The 14,632-nt window shown below is 40.4% G+C and carries 19 protein-coding genes; 9 read left to right on the top strand and 10 right to left on the bottom strand.

From position 1 onward, the window contains the following. Positions 1–122: 122 nt before the first annotated feature. Genes F9856_RS05005 through F9856_RS05015 form a run of 3 tightly spaced genes read left to right on the top strand, consistent with a single transcriptional unit; the run spans position 123 to position 2,263 of the window. On the top strand, positions 123–764 hold the full coding sequence (locus F9856_RS05005; RefSeq protein ID WP_002940990.1) for an amino acid ABC transporter permease: 642 nt from the start codon (positions 123–125) through the stop codon (positions 762–764). Between the two features lie 9 nt (positions 765–773). Continuing rightward, on the top strand, positions 774–1,406 hold the full coding sequence (locus F9856_RS05010) for an amino acid ABC transporter ATP-binding protein (protein WP_009909533.1): 633 nt from the start codon (positions 774–776) through the stop codon (positions 1,404–1,406). Between the two features lie 26 nt (positions 1,407–1,432). Further along, entirely contained in the window at positions 1,433–2,263 is an 831-nt protein-coding gene (locus F9856_RS05015; RefSeq protein WP_202105967.1) for an amino acid ABC transporter substrate-binding protein, read from the top strand. Positions 2,264–2,443: 180 nt separating this feature from the next. On the opposite strand, the gene F9856_RS05020 is transcribed toward F9856_RS05015, so the two are convergent. The 3 genes from F9856_RS05020 to F9856_RS05030 are packed head-to-tail and all read right to left on the bottom strand — an operon-like array spanning position 2,444 to position 4,908. Continuing rightward, positions 2,444–3,637, bottom strand: coding sequence for a cation diffusion facilitator family transporter (locus tag F9856_RS05020; protein ID WP_202105950.1), 1,194 nt, complete (start codon positions 3,635–3,637; stop codon positions 2,444–2,446). Positions 3,638–3,693: 56 nt separating this feature from the next. Then, positions 3,694–4,146: a threonine/serine exporter family protein gene (locus tag F9856_RS05025; protein ID WP_024400719.1), complete on the bottom strand. Its 453-nt coding sequence runs from the start codon at positions 4,144–4,146 to the stop codon at positions 3,694–3,696. A 3-nt stretch (positions 4,147–4,149) separates the two neighbouring features. Beyond that, entirely contained in the window at positions 4,150–4,908 is a 759-nt protein-coding gene (locus tag F9856_RS05030; RefSeq protein WP_202105951.1) for a threonine/serine exporter family protein, read from the bottom strand. A 161-nt stretch (positions 4,909–5,069) separates the two neighbouring features. Between F9856_RS05030 and F9856_RS05035 the strand changes: the two genes are divergently transcribed. Together F9856_RS05035 and F9856_RS05040 are read left to right on the top strand one after the other, a co-directional pair. Further along, complete coding sequence (locus F9856_RS05035; RefSeq protein ID WP_202105952.1) at positions 5,070–5,495, top strand: MarR family winged helix-turn-helix transcriptional regulator; 426 nt, start codon at positions 5,070–5,072, stop codon at positions 5,493–5,495. 19 nt (positions 5,496–5,514) lie between these two features. Beyond that, positions 5,515–5,874, top strand: coding sequence for a DUF1304 domain-containing protein (locus tag F9856_RS05040; protein WP_202105953.1), 360 nt, complete (start codon positions 5,515–5,517; stop codon positions 5,872–5,874). A gap of 35 nt (positions 5,875–5,909) precedes the next feature. Here F9856_RS05040 and F9856_RS05045 read toward each other — a convergent pair whose 3' ends face one another. From F9856_RS05045 to F9856_RS05060, 4 genes are read right to left on the bottom strand one after another with little or no spacing between them, the layout of a single operon-like run. Next, positions 5,910–6,764: a DUF4097 family beta strand repeat-containing protein gene (locus F9856_RS05045; protein WP_202105954.1), complete on the bottom strand. Its 855-nt coding sequence runs from the start codon at positions 6,762–6,764 to the stop codon at positions 5,910–5,912. Next, on the bottom strand, positions 6,751–7,329 hold the full coding sequence (locus tag F9856_RS05050; protein WP_099778433.1) for a DUF1700 domain-containing protein: 579 nt from the start codon (positions 7,327–7,329) through the stop codon (positions 6,751–6,753). Before F9856_RS05050 ends, F9856_RS05045 begins: the two co-directional genes overlap by 14 nt. An 11-nt stretch (positions 7,330–7,340) precedes the next feature. Continuing rightward, positions 7,341–8,453, bottom strand: a complete 1,113-nt coding sequence (locus tag F9856_RS05055; RefSeq protein WP_202105955.1) for a DUF4097 family beta strand repeat-containing protein — start codon at positions 8,451–8,453, stop codon at positions 7,341–7,343. Then, positions 8,450–8,767 (bottom strand): PadR family transcriptional regulator, encoded by a 318-nt coding sequence (locus tag F9856_RS05060; protein ID WP_044760760.1) that lies wholly within the window; start codon positions 8,765–8,767, stop codon positions 8,450–8,452. Before F9856_RS05060 ends, F9856_RS05055 begins: the two co-directional genes overlap by 4 nt. A gap of 130 nt (positions 8,768–8,897) precedes the next feature. On the opposite strand from F9856_RS05060, the gene F9856_RS05065 reads away from it, so the two are divergent. Next, positions 8,898–9,812: an AEC family transporter gene (locus F9856_RS05065; protein WP_172034414.1), complete on the top strand. Its 915-nt coding sequence runs from the start codon at positions 8,898–8,900 to the stop codon at positions 9,810–9,812. Positions 9,813–9,847: 35 nt separating this feature from the next. Here F9856_RS05065 and F9856_RS05070 read toward each other — a convergent pair whose 3' ends face one another. From F9856_RS05070 to F9856_RS05080, 3 genes are all read right to left on the bottom strand, one after another. Beyond that, on the bottom strand, positions 9,848–10,246 hold the full coding sequence (locus F9856_RS05070; RefSeq protein ID WP_002940890.1) for a DUF5684 domain-containing protein: 399 nt from the start codon (positions 10,244–10,246) through the stop codon (positions 9,848–9,850). A 130-nt stretch (positions 10,247–10,376) separates the two neighbouring features. Then, positions 10,377–11,597, bottom strand: coding sequence for a peptidase T (gene pepT, locus F9856_RS05075; protein WP_202105956.1), 1,221 nt, complete (start codon positions 11,595–11,597; stop codon positions 10,377–10,379). Positions 11,598–11,606: 9 nt separating this feature from the next. After that, positions 11,607–12,422, bottom strand: a complete 816-nt coding sequence (locus tag F9856_RS05080) for a Cof-type HAD-IIB family hydrolase (protein WP_202105957.1) — start codon at positions 12,420–12,422, stop codon at positions 11,607–11,609. 193 nt (positions 12,423–12,615) lie between these two features. Between F9856_RS05080 and F9856_RS05085 the strand changes: the two genes are divergently transcribed. Genes F9856_RS05085 through F9856_RS05095 form a run of 3 tightly spaced genes read left to right on the top strand, consistent with a single transcriptional unit; the run spans position 12,616 to position 14,627 of the window. Next, positions 12,616–13,086, top strand: coding sequence for an SRPBCC domain-containing protein (locus F9856_RS05085; protein WP_202105958.1), 471 nt, complete (start codon positions 12,616–12,618; stop codon positions 13,084–13,086). 17 nt (positions 13,087–13,103) lie between these two features. After that, complete coding sequence (locus tag F9856_RS05090) at positions 13,104–13,361, top strand: hypothetical protein (RefSeq protein ID WP_044777021.1); 258 nt, start codon at positions 13,104–13,106, stop codon at positions 13,359–13,361. Positions 13,362–13,367: 6 nt separating this feature from the next. After that, positions 13,368–14,627, top strand: coding sequence for a DUF2130 domain-containing protein (locus F9856_RS05095; RefSeq protein WP_202105959.1), 1,260 nt, complete (start codon positions 13,368–13,370; stop codon positions 14,625–14,627). The last annotated feature ends 5 nt before the right edge of the window (positions 14,628–14,632 follow it).

Below are 14,632 nucleotides of genomic sequence, written 5' to 3' on the forward strand. Positions count from 1 at the left end.
TCCGTTTTTTCAGAAAAATATACGGAAATTGCATTAAATTTTATAAAAATTCTGAAAAATCCTTTGAAATAGATAAAGTTTTCTGATATACTATTACCTAATCACTCTTTTAGGAGAATTCTATGGATTATGTTTTGGAAGTTCTGCCCAGTCTACTAAATGGTGCTGCAGTCTCCTTGCAAGTATTTTTTCTAGTATTGATATTATCCTTGCCGTTAGGAGCTGTTTTCGCTTTTTTAATGCAGATTAAATTTAAACCCTTACAATGGTTATTGCATTTCTATGTATTAATTATGCGAGGAACCCCCTTGCTTTTACAATTAATTTTTGTTTATTACGTTTTACCAAGTGTGGGTATTACATTTGACCGAATGCCTGCTGTGATTCTGGCCTTTACGCTCAACTATGCGGCCTATTTCTCTGAAATTTTCCGTGGTGGTATTGAAGCTATTCCAAAAGGTCAGTACGAAGCTGCTAAGGTATTGAAATTTACCCCTGTTCAGACCATTCGCTACATTGTCTTACCGCAGGTTGTGAAAATTGTTCTGCCAAGTGTTTTCAATGAAGTCATGACTTTGGTAAAGGATACTTCTTTGGTCTATGCACTTGGGGTTAGCGATTTGTTGTTGGCTAGTCGTACTGCTGCCAATCGTGATGCCAGCTTGGCACCTATGTTTATCGCAGGTGCAATCTACCTATTGATGATCGGTGCGGTAACACTGATTTCTAAACAAGTAGAAAAGAAATTTGATTATTATAGATAGGAGGAAGTCATGTTAGAGTTACGCAATTTGTCAAAACGCTTTGAAGATAAACAGATTTTCTCCAACTATGATTTGGTCATTCCAGAAGGGAAAATTGTTGCCATTGTTGGTCAATCTGGCGGTGGTAAGACAACTCTTTTACGGATGTTGGCTGGTTTAGAGACTATTGATTCAGGAACTTTGATGTATAATGGTCAAGAACTGCCATTAGAGGAGTTGGGAAAACGACATTTGCTGGGCTTTGTCTTCCAGGACTTCCAGCTTTTCCCGCACCTATCCGTATTGGAAAACTTGGTTCTCTCTCCTATGAAAACGCAAAATATGTCGCGTTCAGAGGCGGAAGACAAGGCCCTTAAACTCTTGGATACTCTTGGACTTGCTAACCACGCAACTGCCTACCCATTTTCATTATCGGGTGGACAGAAACAACGTGTGGCCTTGGCGCGTGCAATGATGATTGATCCTGAGATTATCGGCTATGATGAACCAACTTCGGCCCTAGACCCTGAATTAAGAAAAGAAGTTGAGAAACTGATTCTTGAAAATAGGGCTACTGGAATCACGCAAATTGTGGTCACCCATGATATGCAGTTTGCTGAGAATATCGCAGATGAAATCATCAAAATTGAACCGAAACATTAAGAAAAGGAACAAATATGATGATGAATATGAAGAAAATGATGCTTGGAGCTGCGGCTCTTGTAACTAGTTTTGCACTTGCTGCATGTGGATCAAGTGAGTCAACGACCAAGTCAGATAATTGGTCAACTTACGAATCTGAAAAGTCCATCACAATTGGTTTTGATAAGACCTTTGTCCCAATGGGATTTGAAGAAACAGACGGTAGCTATACTGGATTTGATATTGATTTGGCAACAGCGGTATTTGAAAAATATGGTATTACTGTTGAGTGGCAGCCAATTGACTGGGATTTGAAAGAAACTGAATTGAACAATGGCAACATTGATTTAATTTGGAATGGTTATTCTATTACAGATGAGCGTAAGGAAAAAGTTCTCTTCACAAATCCCTACATGGATAATCAACAAGTCTTGGTAACAAAAAAATCTTCTAATATCAGTCAAGTGTCTGATATGAAAGATAAGATTTTGGGGGCACAAGCTGGTTCTTCAGGTTACTCAGTCTTTGAATCACAACCAGCCATTTTGAAAGATATTGTGCAAAACAATGACGCAAGTCAATATGCAACGTTTAATGAAGCTTTGATTGACTTGAAAAATAACCGTATCGATGGTCTCTTAATTGACCGAGTGTATGCCAACTACTACTTGCAACAAGAGGGAATCATCGCAGACTATAACATCATTGATGCTGGCTATGAAAACGAAGCTTTTGCAGTAGGTGCTCGTAAGTCAGATACGACTCTTGTTGAAAACATTAACAAAGCCTTTACAGAATTGTATAATGATGGAACCTTCCAAGAAATTTCACAAAAATGGTTTGGTGAAGATGTTGCAACCGATGCAGTAAAAAACTAATAATATAAAGAAAAAGAGCCATGCGCTCTTTTTTTAATACTCTTCGAAAATCAAAATTATCCGTTGTCACCTTGCCTTGATGAACTCCAGTTCTATCTTCGGCTTCGTTTCCTAGGCTACTTTTGATTTTCATTGAGTATAAAACCAAAATTTAAGGTAAAGGAAAAGCCAGTCATTCGACTAGGCTTGTTTTTTTGAAATCTGGTGGAAAATAACAGTCCAATTTTCATGACGGCGCCAAAGTGACGTATGAACATAATCACCAATTTCAAACGTAACTAATTTTGATTTTTGGCTTATGGAGGTCATTTGGTAATTGGATAAATACGTCGTTTGGATGGGGTGGTCGGCAAGCATCTGAGTTTTATTTCGATAGCGGCCTTTGACATCAATTAAGAGATACTGGTCGTCAATCAATTCTTCATATCCATTAGCATGCGCTTGTATCTCTGTTTCAAAACGGAAGAGTTTATCGTACACATGCTCATACATCTCATCGTGTGGAATTTCAGATGGTTCTACGTGAATATCCACATCAAAAACTCCATGTTTGAGTGTTAGGAGTTGCTCAACCTGCTCAGTCACTTCATGACTTTCATAAACGGATAAGTCTGGGTTCATTTCTAAAACAACATCAAGATAGATATTGGCTCCATAAGTCCGACCACGTTGTGATTTGACAGAAACGATTTTTGGGAGTTTGAGAATATCTTCCTCGTACTTTTTCAATAAATTTTCATCAAATCCATCAGATAGGGTAAAGAAGCTTTCCATAAAAATATCGTAGGCTGTTTTTAGGATAAAGAAGGTAATGATGATGGCTGCAATTTTATCGACAATAGGGAAGTTGAAAGCCGCAGCAAAGATTGCGATAGAAGTTCCTATGGAAGTGACTGCATCGGATAGATTATCCTTGGCAGCTGCTTCTAAGGCCTTGGAACGTACTTTTTTTGCCAAGCGGTTATTATATAAATAAACAGCTAACATAACTAGTGCAGAAAAGATTCCGACAATGGCCCCCATAATGTCTACTTCGACAGAAGAATTGCTGATTAGTTTTTGGAGGGTATCATAGAGTACTTGGAAACCAACGACAAACATGATGAAGGATGTAATCAAGCTTGCTAAATCTTCCATTTTCCAGTGTCCAAATTTATGATCGGTATCAGCTGGTTTCTGTGCCATTTTTAGTCCAATAAGCACAGCGATATTACCGATAATATCAGAAATATTATTGAAGGCATCAGCTCGTAAGGCATCTGAATGAAAGAGCTGTCCTGCAACGAGTTTGATACCTGATAAGATAATATAGGCACCGATAGATAGCAAGGCACCACGTTCAGCAAGTTTTAGATTGGTTACGTTTTGGTTCATAGCCTCTCCTTTGATAAGTTTTCATTTTAACAAAAAGGCCCCTTATTTTCAAGGGGTTAGGCTGTTTTTTTGCCTGTTCGAAGAACCTTATAAAGGCGTAATAATATTGTTCCGCTGGCCATACCGATGGGAATGACTAAGGCTAAAGTTAAGACGGTAGTGATATTGGTTAGGGCTTGAGCGTGGTCACCAGAAACGAAATAAGTCGTGGTCATGTAGGCTCGATAGCCTGGAACAAGCGGTGCTAGGATAGCAAGTGAAAAAATAACAGATGGTGTTTTAAGCAAAATACTCATGATTTGACTAATGCAAGATCCGATAATTGCTGCAAGGAAGGTTGCAATCAGTACATTAGTTGGTCCTAATAATGAAAGATAGATGAGCCAGACTAGCATGCCTAGGAGTCCACCAGGGACTAGCATTTTTCTTTGAACATTGAGAACAATTAAGAAGGCTGCGATAGCGATATAAGAGGCGAGTGCCTGTAATAAGAAGTTAACTGGTGTCATAGATTACCTCACAAGCATAAAGGCCACAGTTGTACCTGCACCGAGCGATAAGATAATAAGCGCAGTTTGGAAAAATTTGGTCATCCCTGTATTGATATGATTGGTCATAAGGTCTCTTACAGCATTTGTAAAAGCAATCCCTGGTACAAAAGGCATGACTGCCCCTGCGTTAATTAAGTTGGGATTAATGGGGAGAGTAGTGGTTGTGCTTAATAAGTAAGAGGTAAGTGAGAAGATAAAGGCGCCAACGAAGGTGGTAACAAAATCAATTCCAACGTAGCGCTCGACAATCAGTGAGATAGGGAAAGCCAAAGCCGTTGCGAGGACAGCACCTGCTGCATCTAAAAGAGAACCTCCGAACATAATGGTAAAAAATGGTGCGGCTACTACGGCAGCTAAGGTTATTTGGATATTGTTATAAGGTGGCTTTTGTTGTTTGATTGCATTTAATTGGCTCCAAGCGTCTTCTAGGCTGATTTCTTCATTGGCTAGGGAACGGGAGATTTGGTTGACGTCACAAACTTTCTGCATGTCGTAATTTGAATTTACGATGCGTTTCATACGCGAAATATTCGTATGGTCGATGGAGAAAAAGATAGCAGCAGGGATGGCAAGGACATTGGCCTGTTCAATTCCTTGTGAATGTGCAATCCGAATCATGGTATCTTCAACTCGGTGAATTTCTGCACCGCTTTGTGCCAAAATGGCACCAGCGAGCATGAGCACATCTATGACCAAGTTTAGTCTAGGAGTGTTTTCCATAAGTAAGTCCCATCCCTCTACTAGTTATTTTCTTAATTATAACAAAATATAGGTGTAGGCAACATATTTTTTTAATAGTTAGGCAAAATAGTTGAAAATTGTTCGGATTGTAGTATAATTGACTTATCAATGATTGATTAATCAATCAAAAGAGGTAGATAATGCAAGAAATGGAAGATTTGTTATACAGACTGAAAGTGGCAGATGAGACGATTTCCAATCTTTTTGAAAAGCAGTTGGGAATCAGTTTGACACGCTATTCAATATTGCAAGCATTATTAAAAGATGCACCCCTGCATCAGTTGGCTTTGCAGGGGAGGCTTCAGATAGACCGCGCAGCGGTTACACGTCATCTCAAATTGTTGGAAGAGAGCGGCTATATCATTCGCAAGCGAAATCCTGACAATCAGAGAGAAGTACTTGTCTGGCCAACTGAGCAGGCTAGGGAAGCGCTAATCACGAGTCCTTCTGCTCACCACCTAGCTATTAAAGCTTCGATGAATCAGATTCTAACTGTTGAGGAGAGCGAGCAATTCCTAGCTACTCTTGATAAACTGTTGATTGGCTTGCAAAATCTACCTATATAATTTTTTGAGAGGAGACATTATGTCTATTTTTACCACTATTCTAGCTAGTATCGTAGCTATTGAGCACCTATATATCATGTATTTGGAAACCTTTGCGACCCATTCAGATTCTACTAGTCGTGTCTTTAATATGACAAAGGATGAATTGCAACGTAAGTCTGTGACGACACTTTTCAAAAACCAAGGTATTTACAATGGTTTGTTGGCTGTCTTTCTCTTATATGGAATTTTCACAGGAAACCTTGAAATTACAACTATTTTTGTCTTGTTTGTTATTGGAGCAGCAGGTTATGGAGCTGTGACATCTAGTCCAAAAATTATCTTGACCCAAGGTGGACCAGCCATCTTGGCACTGATCTCTGTTTTGTTGTTTAAATAAGTTAAAAAGCCTTCCGTGAGGAGGGCTTTTTGCAATTACCGAATAGTCAATTCCCCATCTAGTGTAGAGATGAAGAGGTAATTATTGGCTTGGGTATTGGAATAGGCTGGCAGCTCTATTCTGCTATTATTTTGACTGGCATCTATGTAGATGTCTGTTTTGGTTTGTGAATGAAGAGAAATGTCGATAGAGCCATCGTAATTACTGATGTCATGCCTTCCCTCTAGTTTTAGGTTTTCAGCTTTAAAATCCCCATCCTCAACAGTTAGAATACTCCCGACAGTATCGGAAATGTCTTTCGGACTTGTTAATGTGGAATGATTGATTGCTACTTCTCCATTGATGTGTAATAGACGACTTAGGCTGATTTGACTGTTTTCAATCAACATATCCCCATCTTCTACAGTGAGATCAAAATCTTGAATGGTTACTTTATCCAGATATAGATCTCCCGCGAGGTTCCCTGTGAGTGATTCGATTGTGCTATTTTTAGGGACCTGTAAGACAGGTTGGTAGTAGGCAATATTCTGGTCATTGACAAGATGTAAGATGGGCTCGAGTAAACCATCATAGGAAACGATGCCTTGAAAAGCACTAGAAATAGTTAATTTTCCATCTTGAACTTGGTGGCTGGGTAGGTCGATGTTTTTATGCTGATTTCGATAGTAGTGGAGGTGGAATTGGTTGTCAGGCGAGGGCATAATGGACAGTCTTTCATTGACCTCTATAGAACGAATATCCGTAAAACTTGCCGTTTGGGGCTGAAAATAATTTTCGCCAATGTTTTTCATATTTGTCCAACCACCAGCAAGGTAGCCGATGAGGCTGAGAATGGTCCCCATGGTTAACAGGCTCAGACTGATTTTCGTAAATGGTTTAAGCTGTTTCATAATAGCCTCCTTTGCGAATCTTTCTTTGTATCCAATGTAAAACAAGCAAGAAGGTTTTGCTTCCAAGGTCTAGAGTGAATTTACTACCCAATAGAGTGAGGGCCAAGCAGATGAGGGCCAGGCCTGTGAAGAGCAGGGAGGTAGACCATGATAGTGTGAAGAGGTCAAAGGCGAGGAGTAGCTGGGCTATCGCCAGGCTGAGGAGGACGATCCAGAGTGAGATAAGGAGCAGAAAGAGGCTAAAGATGATTAGGAGAAGGGTGATGAAGAGGGCGACCAAGGTGATTGCTAGGGGGATGCCGATTGGTGCGGCAAGGATAGAGAGGATGGTCAGCCAGACCATATTGCGGGTATTTGGCTTATCCTCAATCTTCTCTTTATCATAGAGATTGGCTAGAATTTCACGGGCTGCATCTTTTGGACTGCCTAGCTCTTGAATAGCTTGCTCATCGTTTTCCTTTTCGTCAAAATATTCATTGAAATAGTCTAAGGTATCTTGAAAATCATCTTTTGGTAGGTTTTTGAGATATTTTTCGAGTTTCTGTAAATATTCCTTGCGATTCATGGGAACCTCCTTTATCCTATGCTAAGCTGGCAGTCTTGACAATGGATAACAAGCTGTGCAGGGCTATTTTCTTGCTTGTAGCTGAGATGAGTGATGTCACCCTCTTTCATCATTGTAAACGCCTTATCCTTTGGAAGTTTAAGGCTAGAATCTTCCTCCCATATGTCCAAACTGATGTCCGTACTTGGTTTATAGGTTAAGACAGAATCTTCAGCCTGACAACTGAGCTTGCCGTTCAAGTCACATTCTTTGAGATTCCAGATGCAGTCTTCTAAGCGTATGTTTGCATTTGCTAGGTTAAGGCTTGTCAGAGTGATAACAGCATCGCTGGCTTCCAATTTTAACTCGCTCAGCTGTCCCTCTGAGATAGTTAATGTAGAGTCTTCTAACCGTAGAGCAGAGCTTGGGCAGCTCACTTTCGTCATGCTGATACTGCTATCTTCTGCATTGATGACTAGCTGTTCGCATACTTGCATGTCCACTATTGTTAGACTGCTATCTGTCGTTTTCAGATTGAGACTAGTAAGGGGCAGTAGTTTTTTAGGGATTTTGAGAATAGCAGAGCTGGTTTGATTGTTTGAGAAGTAGAGGTGATTAGGGGCAGGCTTGCTTGTTAGGTACAAACTATCCTGAACCAGTTGATAGTCAAAAGCCTGGTAGCTGCCATCTTCTGAAACAGGATTGTGCAATAAGACAGCTTCTCCTTCATAACTTTGAACACTAAGGGCCTGATCTTCGAGCGAAATCTGTAGATTTGAAAACTCAGGTAATTCTTCGATTTTCGACGTCAATTTAATTCTTGCCCTAGCTTGATAGGCTGAATGTTTAAAATTGTTGAAAAAATTCTCCCAGTCAAATTGAAAATCAAAATCAAAGTTGAAATCAAATGGTTTAGATGAATGTGGACTTGCTTGGTCTTTCTCGGTGATTAGGGCATCTTCAGGTAGATTGGCAATGATTTCTTTTGCTGCTTCATCAGGTGTTCCTAGCTCTATAATAGCTTCCTCGTCGTTATCCTTTTCGTCAAAATACTCATTGAAGTAGTCTAAAGCCTCCTGTCTGGCACTTGGATGAAGTTGAAATAATGCTTGTTCCAGTTGGTTCAAATAATCTGCGCGTGTCATTTTCGTAAGCTCCCTTCTATAATTCCGTCAATATGGTCTTTGTAGCTATTCCATTCACCCTGCAGGAAGGGGATGTGCTCACGTCCAGCAGGAGTAATGGTATAGTATTTCCGCTTTCTCCCTTGAAATTCTTGGGTGTAGGTGGTGACATAGCCAGCCTTTTCCAATTTTTTCAAAATAGGGTAGAGCGTGGATTCCTTTATATCAGCAACTATCTTGATGGTTTGACTGATTTCATAGCCATAAGAATCTTGTTTCTCTACGATGGCCAAGATCAGAAATTCAATCAAGATAGAGGATACGGGGTAGTACATAAACTCACCTCTTTATCTTTATGTAATTATTTTATATATAAATTATATACCTATTGTTTAGCAAAATCAAGCGATTATATAAAATTTTTATATATCATCAAAATTCTTTTCTATATGCTATACTAGTTTCATGAATGAACTTGAATTATTAGCCCGTGCTCTCGGTTTTATCTTTGTTATCGGTTTAGGTTATACATTAAAAGTCAAAGGGATTGTTCGAAGGGAAGATGCAAGGATCTTTTCTAGCTTAGTGATGAATGTTACGCTACCAGCTTCTCTCCTTGTAGCTTCAGCGACAGCCCAAGTATCTATAGATTTATACGTTCCCTTCATATTAGGAATTCTTTGTAATCTTTTTTTGGATATGGTGGGATACTGGGAAGCGAAGAAGTCTGGTCAACAGACTTCCGTCGGTCTTATGCAGTTATCAGGCTATAATATCGGAACCTTTACACTCCCATTTGTGCAAGCTTTTTTTCCGCTATCTAGTCTACTAAGCGTCATCGTATTTGATGCGGGGAATGCAATCATGGTTCTAGGCGGGAATTACAGTATCGCAGCTGGTGTGGATGAAGAGCAGGAAAGAATGACCGTTGCAACTTTTATAAAGAATCTTTCACGCTCAGTTCCACTAGTAGTCTATCTAGTTAGCCTATCGTTAGCAGTCTGCTCTATCAAACTTCCACGCGAACTTATCTCTGCGCTGACGATAGCCAGTAACGCCAATCCTTTTTTAGCCATGCTCATGTTGGGAATCTTGCTTGATTTAAAATTGAATTGGCAAGAAATTAGTCGATTGGTCTATCTTCTCTCTTTGAGGCTGGGTGCGAATATTCTAATAGCAGGAGTCATTTATTTTCTTCTACCTATTGATAAAACGATGAAAATCATGTTGCTGGTCTGTCTAGTCTCTCCGATTTCAGTCATGTCCCCAATTTATGCATTAAAGTTAGGTAGTCGCTCAGCTGAACCTGCCAATATTAACTCCTTATCTATTTTGGTCAGCCTAGTCATGATGGTTCTTCTTATTTTTCTATTCGTTTAAAAAAGCCTCCGCGTGTGCGGGGGCTTGATTGTATATTAATCAATAAAGAATTCTTGTGGACCTTGGTAACGACTTCCATCATTAAAGGCGATGTAGAGGTTAAAGATAGGTGTAAGAAGAACATAGAAGATAGCTTGTACAGCTGATAAACCAAAGCTACGACCAAAATTGTAAACGAGATAGATGCCATATAATGGTCCTGCTAGTGGAATCAGTAAGAATAGAATGAACCATCTTTTTTCATAGCCAAAGGCGATGCATTGTTGGATATAGAGATTGTAGATTGGAATCAATGATTTCCAACCAGCGTAGCCTGCTTTTTTGAAGAGGATGTAGTTGGAAATAGCAACAAGAATATACCAAATAAATGAAAATAGTAGTGTTGTACCCCAAATGCCAATGAGAATTCCCTGTGCTAATGTTTCTTCTGTCATAATAAAACTCCATTTCTTTTTGATGGTTCTATTATAACAGTATTAGTTCAATAATACAAGTGGTTTTTCAAAAATTTTGAAAGATTTTCAGAAAAAATCAGACCTTCAATTGAAAGTCTGAACAAATTGTTTATTTATATGCTACAATACCTAAAATCACATCAACAGCTTTTTCCATGGTTTCCAAGCTGACGAACTCGAAGCGGCCGTGCATATTTTCACCACCTGCGAAGATATTTGGCGTTGGAATGCCCATGAAGGAAATCTTAGAGCCATCTGTTCCTCCGCGAACAGGCTCAATCAGTGGCTTGATGCCTAGATTTTCCATAACGTCCTTAGCAATGTTAATTGGAGTCATATCTTTTTCGATGATTTTCTTCATGTTGTAGTACTGGTCATGTAGGTTGACAATGACACGTGGTGTGTCAAACTTGGCATTCATTTTCTCAGCAATGTCCAGCATGAGCTGTTTGCGGGCTTGGAAATCTGCTTCCTCGAAGTCACGGATGATGTAGGTGGTAGAAGCAGTATCGACACTACCTTCCATATTCATCAAATGGAAGAAACCTTCATAGCCTTCTGTTTTCTCAGGGCGGTCTGCTTCTGGAAGGGTATTGTGGAAGTCGATAGCTAGTTGGAAGGCATTGATCATCTGATCCTTGGCAGATCCTGGGTGGACATTGCGTCCAAGGAAATCAATCTTGGCACCTGCTGCTGAGAAGGTTTCGTACTGGAGTTCGCCCAGCGGTCCACCGTCTATGGTGTAGGCGAAATCGACATCGAAGTCTTCTACATCAAACTTGTCTGCCCCGACACCGATTTCTTCGTCAGGACCAAAGCCGACACGGATTTCACAGTGTTTGATGTCGGGGTTTTGGACTAGGAATTCAATAGCTGTCATGATTTCTGCAATTCCTGACTTGTCATCAGAGCCCAGCAAGGTAGTACCGTCTGTGGTAATCAGGGTTTGACCGTGGTAGTTGGCAAGTTGTGGGAAGTCTTTTGGATGCAATTCATAGCCAGAAGTTCCCAAAGCGATTGGGTTGCCGTCGTAGTTTTCGATGATTTGCGGATTGACACCTTCAGCGTTGAAATCAGCCGTATCCATGTGGGCGATGAAGCCAATCTTACGTGTCAAACTTGGGTCGTTGGCAGGCAGTGTTCCCACAGCAAAGCCGTTTGGCAGGTAGTGGACATTCTGTAAGCCGATGCGTTTCATTTCAGGCAAGAGGATATTCTGTGCAAACTCGACTTGGTTTTGGGTAGAAGGTGTAGTTGTCGAATTTTCATCTGAGCGAGTGTTTTCTTTGACATAGACTAAAAAGCGGTCTAAAAGTGTTGGGTATTTCATAGTATCTCCTTATTTGTTCAAAATATGTTTTTCAATGGCTTTGGCAACGCCATTGTTTTCATTGGTGTCTGTGATGTCCTGGGCGATAGCCTTGACCTGCTCATTGGCGTTGCCCATGGCAATTCCTAAACCAGCAAATTCAATCATTTCCAGGTCGTTGTTGGCATCTCCCATAGCCATGATTTCTTCTGGAAGGATACCGAGGTGGTCTGCCAATTTTTTCAAACCGGTGGCTTTGCTTGCACCGTTTGGCAAAATTTCCAAGAGATACTCCTGTGAACGAACGGTGGAATAGCTTTGGCTGAGTACAGGATTGTGTTGATTTTCAAAGGCATCAATGTGCTCTTTTTCACCGACGAACATGGCTTCAAAGAAGCGATGCTGACCTGACTTGGCTTCTTTTAAATCAATTGGTTGAGGAGTCATTCCTACTAAACCTGCGTCTAAATTAACGCGTGCATTGGCTTTTTCTGCAAGAACGAAGTAGTCTTCCTCATCAAAAAGAGAGATTTGCACATCATCATTTTCAATAAAAGTGGAAAGATAATCAATATCAGAGATAGATAGTTCTTCCCAGTCAATCAGGCTCCAATCCTCTGTCGAATGGGTTGAACAGCCGTTATTGACAATGATAAATTCTTCCTCGGTGTCAAAGCCGAGCTGCTCTACGAAAGGTTTAACACCAGCCAAGGGCCGACCAGTACAAAGAACAATCTTGACGCCCGCTTCAACAGCCTGATGAATGGCATCAATCTGTGGCTGTTTCAACTCTTTTTGCTCATTCAAGAGCGTTCCGTCCATATCAAGAGCGATTAGTTTAATCATATAAACCTCCTTGTTTTCAATACATCTAGTATAGCATAAAATGAGAAAGGAATGATTGAAATACTAGAAGAAATACGGTATAAAAATTGAGAATGGGCTGCTTACTGATGGTCAAAAATTATAAATATATATGGAACATTGGTTATAGACCGGTGTTTTTTGGTATAATAGAAGGATAGAATAGGAGTATGATATGAAGATTAGTGTGAAGAAAGAGGCGGGGCACTACCTGCTCAGCATTTGCTATTCTGTGTCGGCTAGTTTGACAGAAGCTTGGGACTTGTTGGCGACAGATAGTGGTTTTGCTCGCTGGTTTCCACAGTTGAGGGTTGAAGGTGACAAGTTGATATTTGAAATGGAAGACTTCCGAGAAAGCATGGATTTACTGGAATATCGAAAAAATGAGAAAATTGCCTACACGTGGGATTCAGCAACAGTTTCATTTACACTGTCTCAGCTAGAAAATCAGACCTTGATTACTTTTGAAGAACGAATTCCAGAAGATTTTGGTAATGAATTTGCGAATGCTCAAAAAGACATGACAGGCTGGTTGGTGCAAAATGAATGTATCAAAAAAGTCTTAGAAGGTAAGGAGCCGCCTGTACGTCAACCCTTGCAGGAAAAGTGGAAGACTTTTCTGGATCTTGAATTAGAAGGTCTGTGATCTGAAAGGAGGCTGTTATGAAAAAGTGGTGGGAACAACTGAAAGAAGAATATTATGAAACACGGTTTGATTCTAATGAAGATTGGATGGAATGGTTTATCAAACGGAAGATGACCTGGGGCTGGAGATGGCCGACTGCTGTAACGATTTTTGTCCTTTGGGCTCTATCACTTCCAGATGCTAGAAATGCGGTTCGTTTCTTTTATTTTTTATTGGCGTTGGGAGTAGCTACGGTTTTACATAAATTAATATCTTATTTTAAAAGAAGAAAGTGAGAGCATATGCATCAAATTACTTGCCCCCATTGTGGGACGGCCTTTCAGGTCAATGAAACAGAATATAGTCAGCTTTTAGCCCAGGTGCGTGGTGTGGAGTTTGACAAGGAAATCCATGAACGATTGGAGCGGGAACGAGAATTATTAAGCCAGAAGGCTGAAAATGATTTGCAGGCTAGATTGAGTGATAAGGATAAGGAGATTCTGGAACTGACCGCAAAACTTGATAAATTTGCTAGTCAGACGGAACTGGAAATCAGCTCTGCTATTTCCCAAAAAGACCAAGAAATCCAAGAGCTTAAGGCTCAGTTGGGGCAAATCGGTCTCGCCAAGGACTTGGAGTTGCAGCAGGCGGTAGCTCAGGTGGAAAAAGAGCGGGATGCGGCACAAAATGCTTTGGTTTTGCAGGAACAAAAGCAAGAGTTAGCCCTGGCGACCACTCGTCAGGAGTACGAAGTACGGCTCAAGGCGGCGGATGAGCAGGTGGAATTTTACAAAAATTTCAAGGCCCAGCAGTCTACTAAAGCAATTGGAGAGAGCTTGGAGCAATTTGCTGAGGCGGAGTTTAACAAGGTTCGTTCCTATGCTTTTCCACGTGCCAAATTTGCGAAGGACAACGAAGTATCAGCGTCCGGTTCAAAAGGAGATTTCATCTTCCGTGATTTTGACGAGTCGGGCTTGGAATTTATTTCCATCATGTTCGAAATGAAAAATGAGGCAGATACGACCAAGACCAAGCATAAAAACGCTGATTTCTTTAAGGAGTTGGATAAGGATCGTCGGGAGAAAAAGTGTGAATATGCTGTATTAGTCAGCATGCTAGAGGCGGACAATGACTATTACAATACAGGGATTGTGGATGTTAGTCATGAATATGAGAAGATGTATGTTATTCGACCACAGTTCTTTATCCAATTAATCGGAATTTTACGAAATGCTGCGCTCAATAGTCTGCAATACCAGCAGGAGTTAGCCTTGGTTAAGGAGCAAAATATCGATATTACTCATTTTGAAGAAGATTTGGAAATTTTCAAGAATGCTTTTGCCAAAAACTATCAATCGGCCAGCAACAATTTCCAAAAAGCTATTGATGAAATCGACAAGGCTATTAAGCGGATGGAAGCTGTCAAGGCAGCCCTGACCACCAGCGAAAACCAGCTTCGCCTAGCCAATAATAAGCTAGACGACGTCTCCGTCAAAAAACTCACTCGCAATAACCCAACCATGAAAGCCAAGTTTGAGGCGTTGAGGGAGGAGGAAGATTAAGATTG

This window comes from Streptococcus suis, from assembly GCF_016743335.1.
In the GTDB taxonomy this organism is placed as follows: Bacteria; Bacillota; Bacilli; order Lactobacillales; family Streptococcaceae; genus Streptococcus; species Streptococcus suis_Y.

Coding starts and splice junctions, on each gene's coding strand:
- F9856_RS05040 (WP_202105953.1), top strand. CDS start 5,515: ATGTCTATTTTTACCACTATTCTAGCTAGTATCGTAGCTATTGAGCAC.
- F9856_RS05015 (WP_202105967.1), top strand. CDS start 1,433: ATGAAGAAAATGATGCTTGGAGCTGCGGCTCTTGTAACTAGTTTTGCA.
- F9856_RS05080 (WP_202105957.1), bottom strand. CDS start 12,422: ATGATTAAACTAATCGCTCTTGATATGGACGGAACGCTCTTGAATGAG.
- F9856_RS05045 (WP_202105954.1), bottom strand. CDS start 6,764: ATGAAACAGCTTAAACCATTTACGAAAATCAGTCTGAGCCTGTTAACC.
- F9856_RS05085 (WP_202105958.1), top strand. CDS start 12,616: ATGAAGATTAGTGTGAAGAAAGAGGCGGGGCACTACCTGCTCAGCATT.
- F9856_RS05065 (WP_172034414.1), top strand. CDS start 8,898: ATGAATGAACTTGAATTATTAGCCCGTGCTCTCGGTTTTATCTTTGTT.
- F9856_RS05035 (WP_202105952.1), top strand. CDS start 5,070: ATGCAAGAAATGGAAGATTTGTTATACAGACTGAAAGTGGCAGATGAG.
- F9856_RS05050 (WP_099778433.1), bottom strand. CDS start 7,329: ATGAATCGCAAGGAATATTTACAGAAACTCGAAAAATATCTCAAAAAC.
- F9856_RS05060 (WP_044760760.1), bottom strand. CDS start 8,767: ATGTACTACCCCGTATCCTCTATCTTGATTGAATTTCTGATCTTGGCC.
- F9856_RS05090 (WP_044777021.1), top strand. CDS start 13,104: ATGAAAAAGTGGTGGGAACAACTGAAAGAAGAATATTATGAAACACGG.
- F9856_RS05020 (WP_202105950.1), bottom strand. CDS start 3,637: ATGAACCAAAACGTAACCAATCTAAAACTTGCTGAACGTGGTGCCTTG.
- F9856_RS05055 (WP_202105955.1), bottom strand. CDS start 8,453: ATGACACGCGCAGATTATTTGAACCAACTGGAACAAGCATTATTTCAA.
- F9856_RS05005 (WP_002940990.1), top strand. CDS start 123: ATGGATTATGTTTTGGAAGTTCTGCCCAGTCTACTAAATGGTGCTGCA.
- F9856_RS05095 (WP_202105959.1), top strand. CDS start 13,368: ATGCATCAAATTACTTGCCCCCATTGTGGGACGGCCTTTCAGGTCAAT.
- pepT (WP_202105956.1), bottom strand. CDS start 11,597: ATGAAATACCCAACACTTTTAGACCGCTTTTTAGTCTATGTCAAAGAA.
- F9856_RS05025 (WP_024400719.1), bottom strand. CDS start 4,146: ATGACACCAGTTAACTTCTTATTACAGGCACTCGCCTCTTATATCGCT.
- F9856_RS05030 (WP_202105951.1), bottom strand. CDS start 4,908: ATGGAAAACACTCCTAGACTAAACTTGGTCATAGATGTGCTCATGCTC.
- F9856_RS05070 (WP_002940890.1), bottom strand. CDS start 10,246: ATGACAGAAGAAACATTAGCACAGGGAATTCTCATTGGCATTTGGGGT.
- F9856_RS05010 (WP_009909533.1), top strand. CDS start 774: ATGTTAGAGTTACGCAATTTGTCAAAACGCTTTGAAGATAAACAGATT.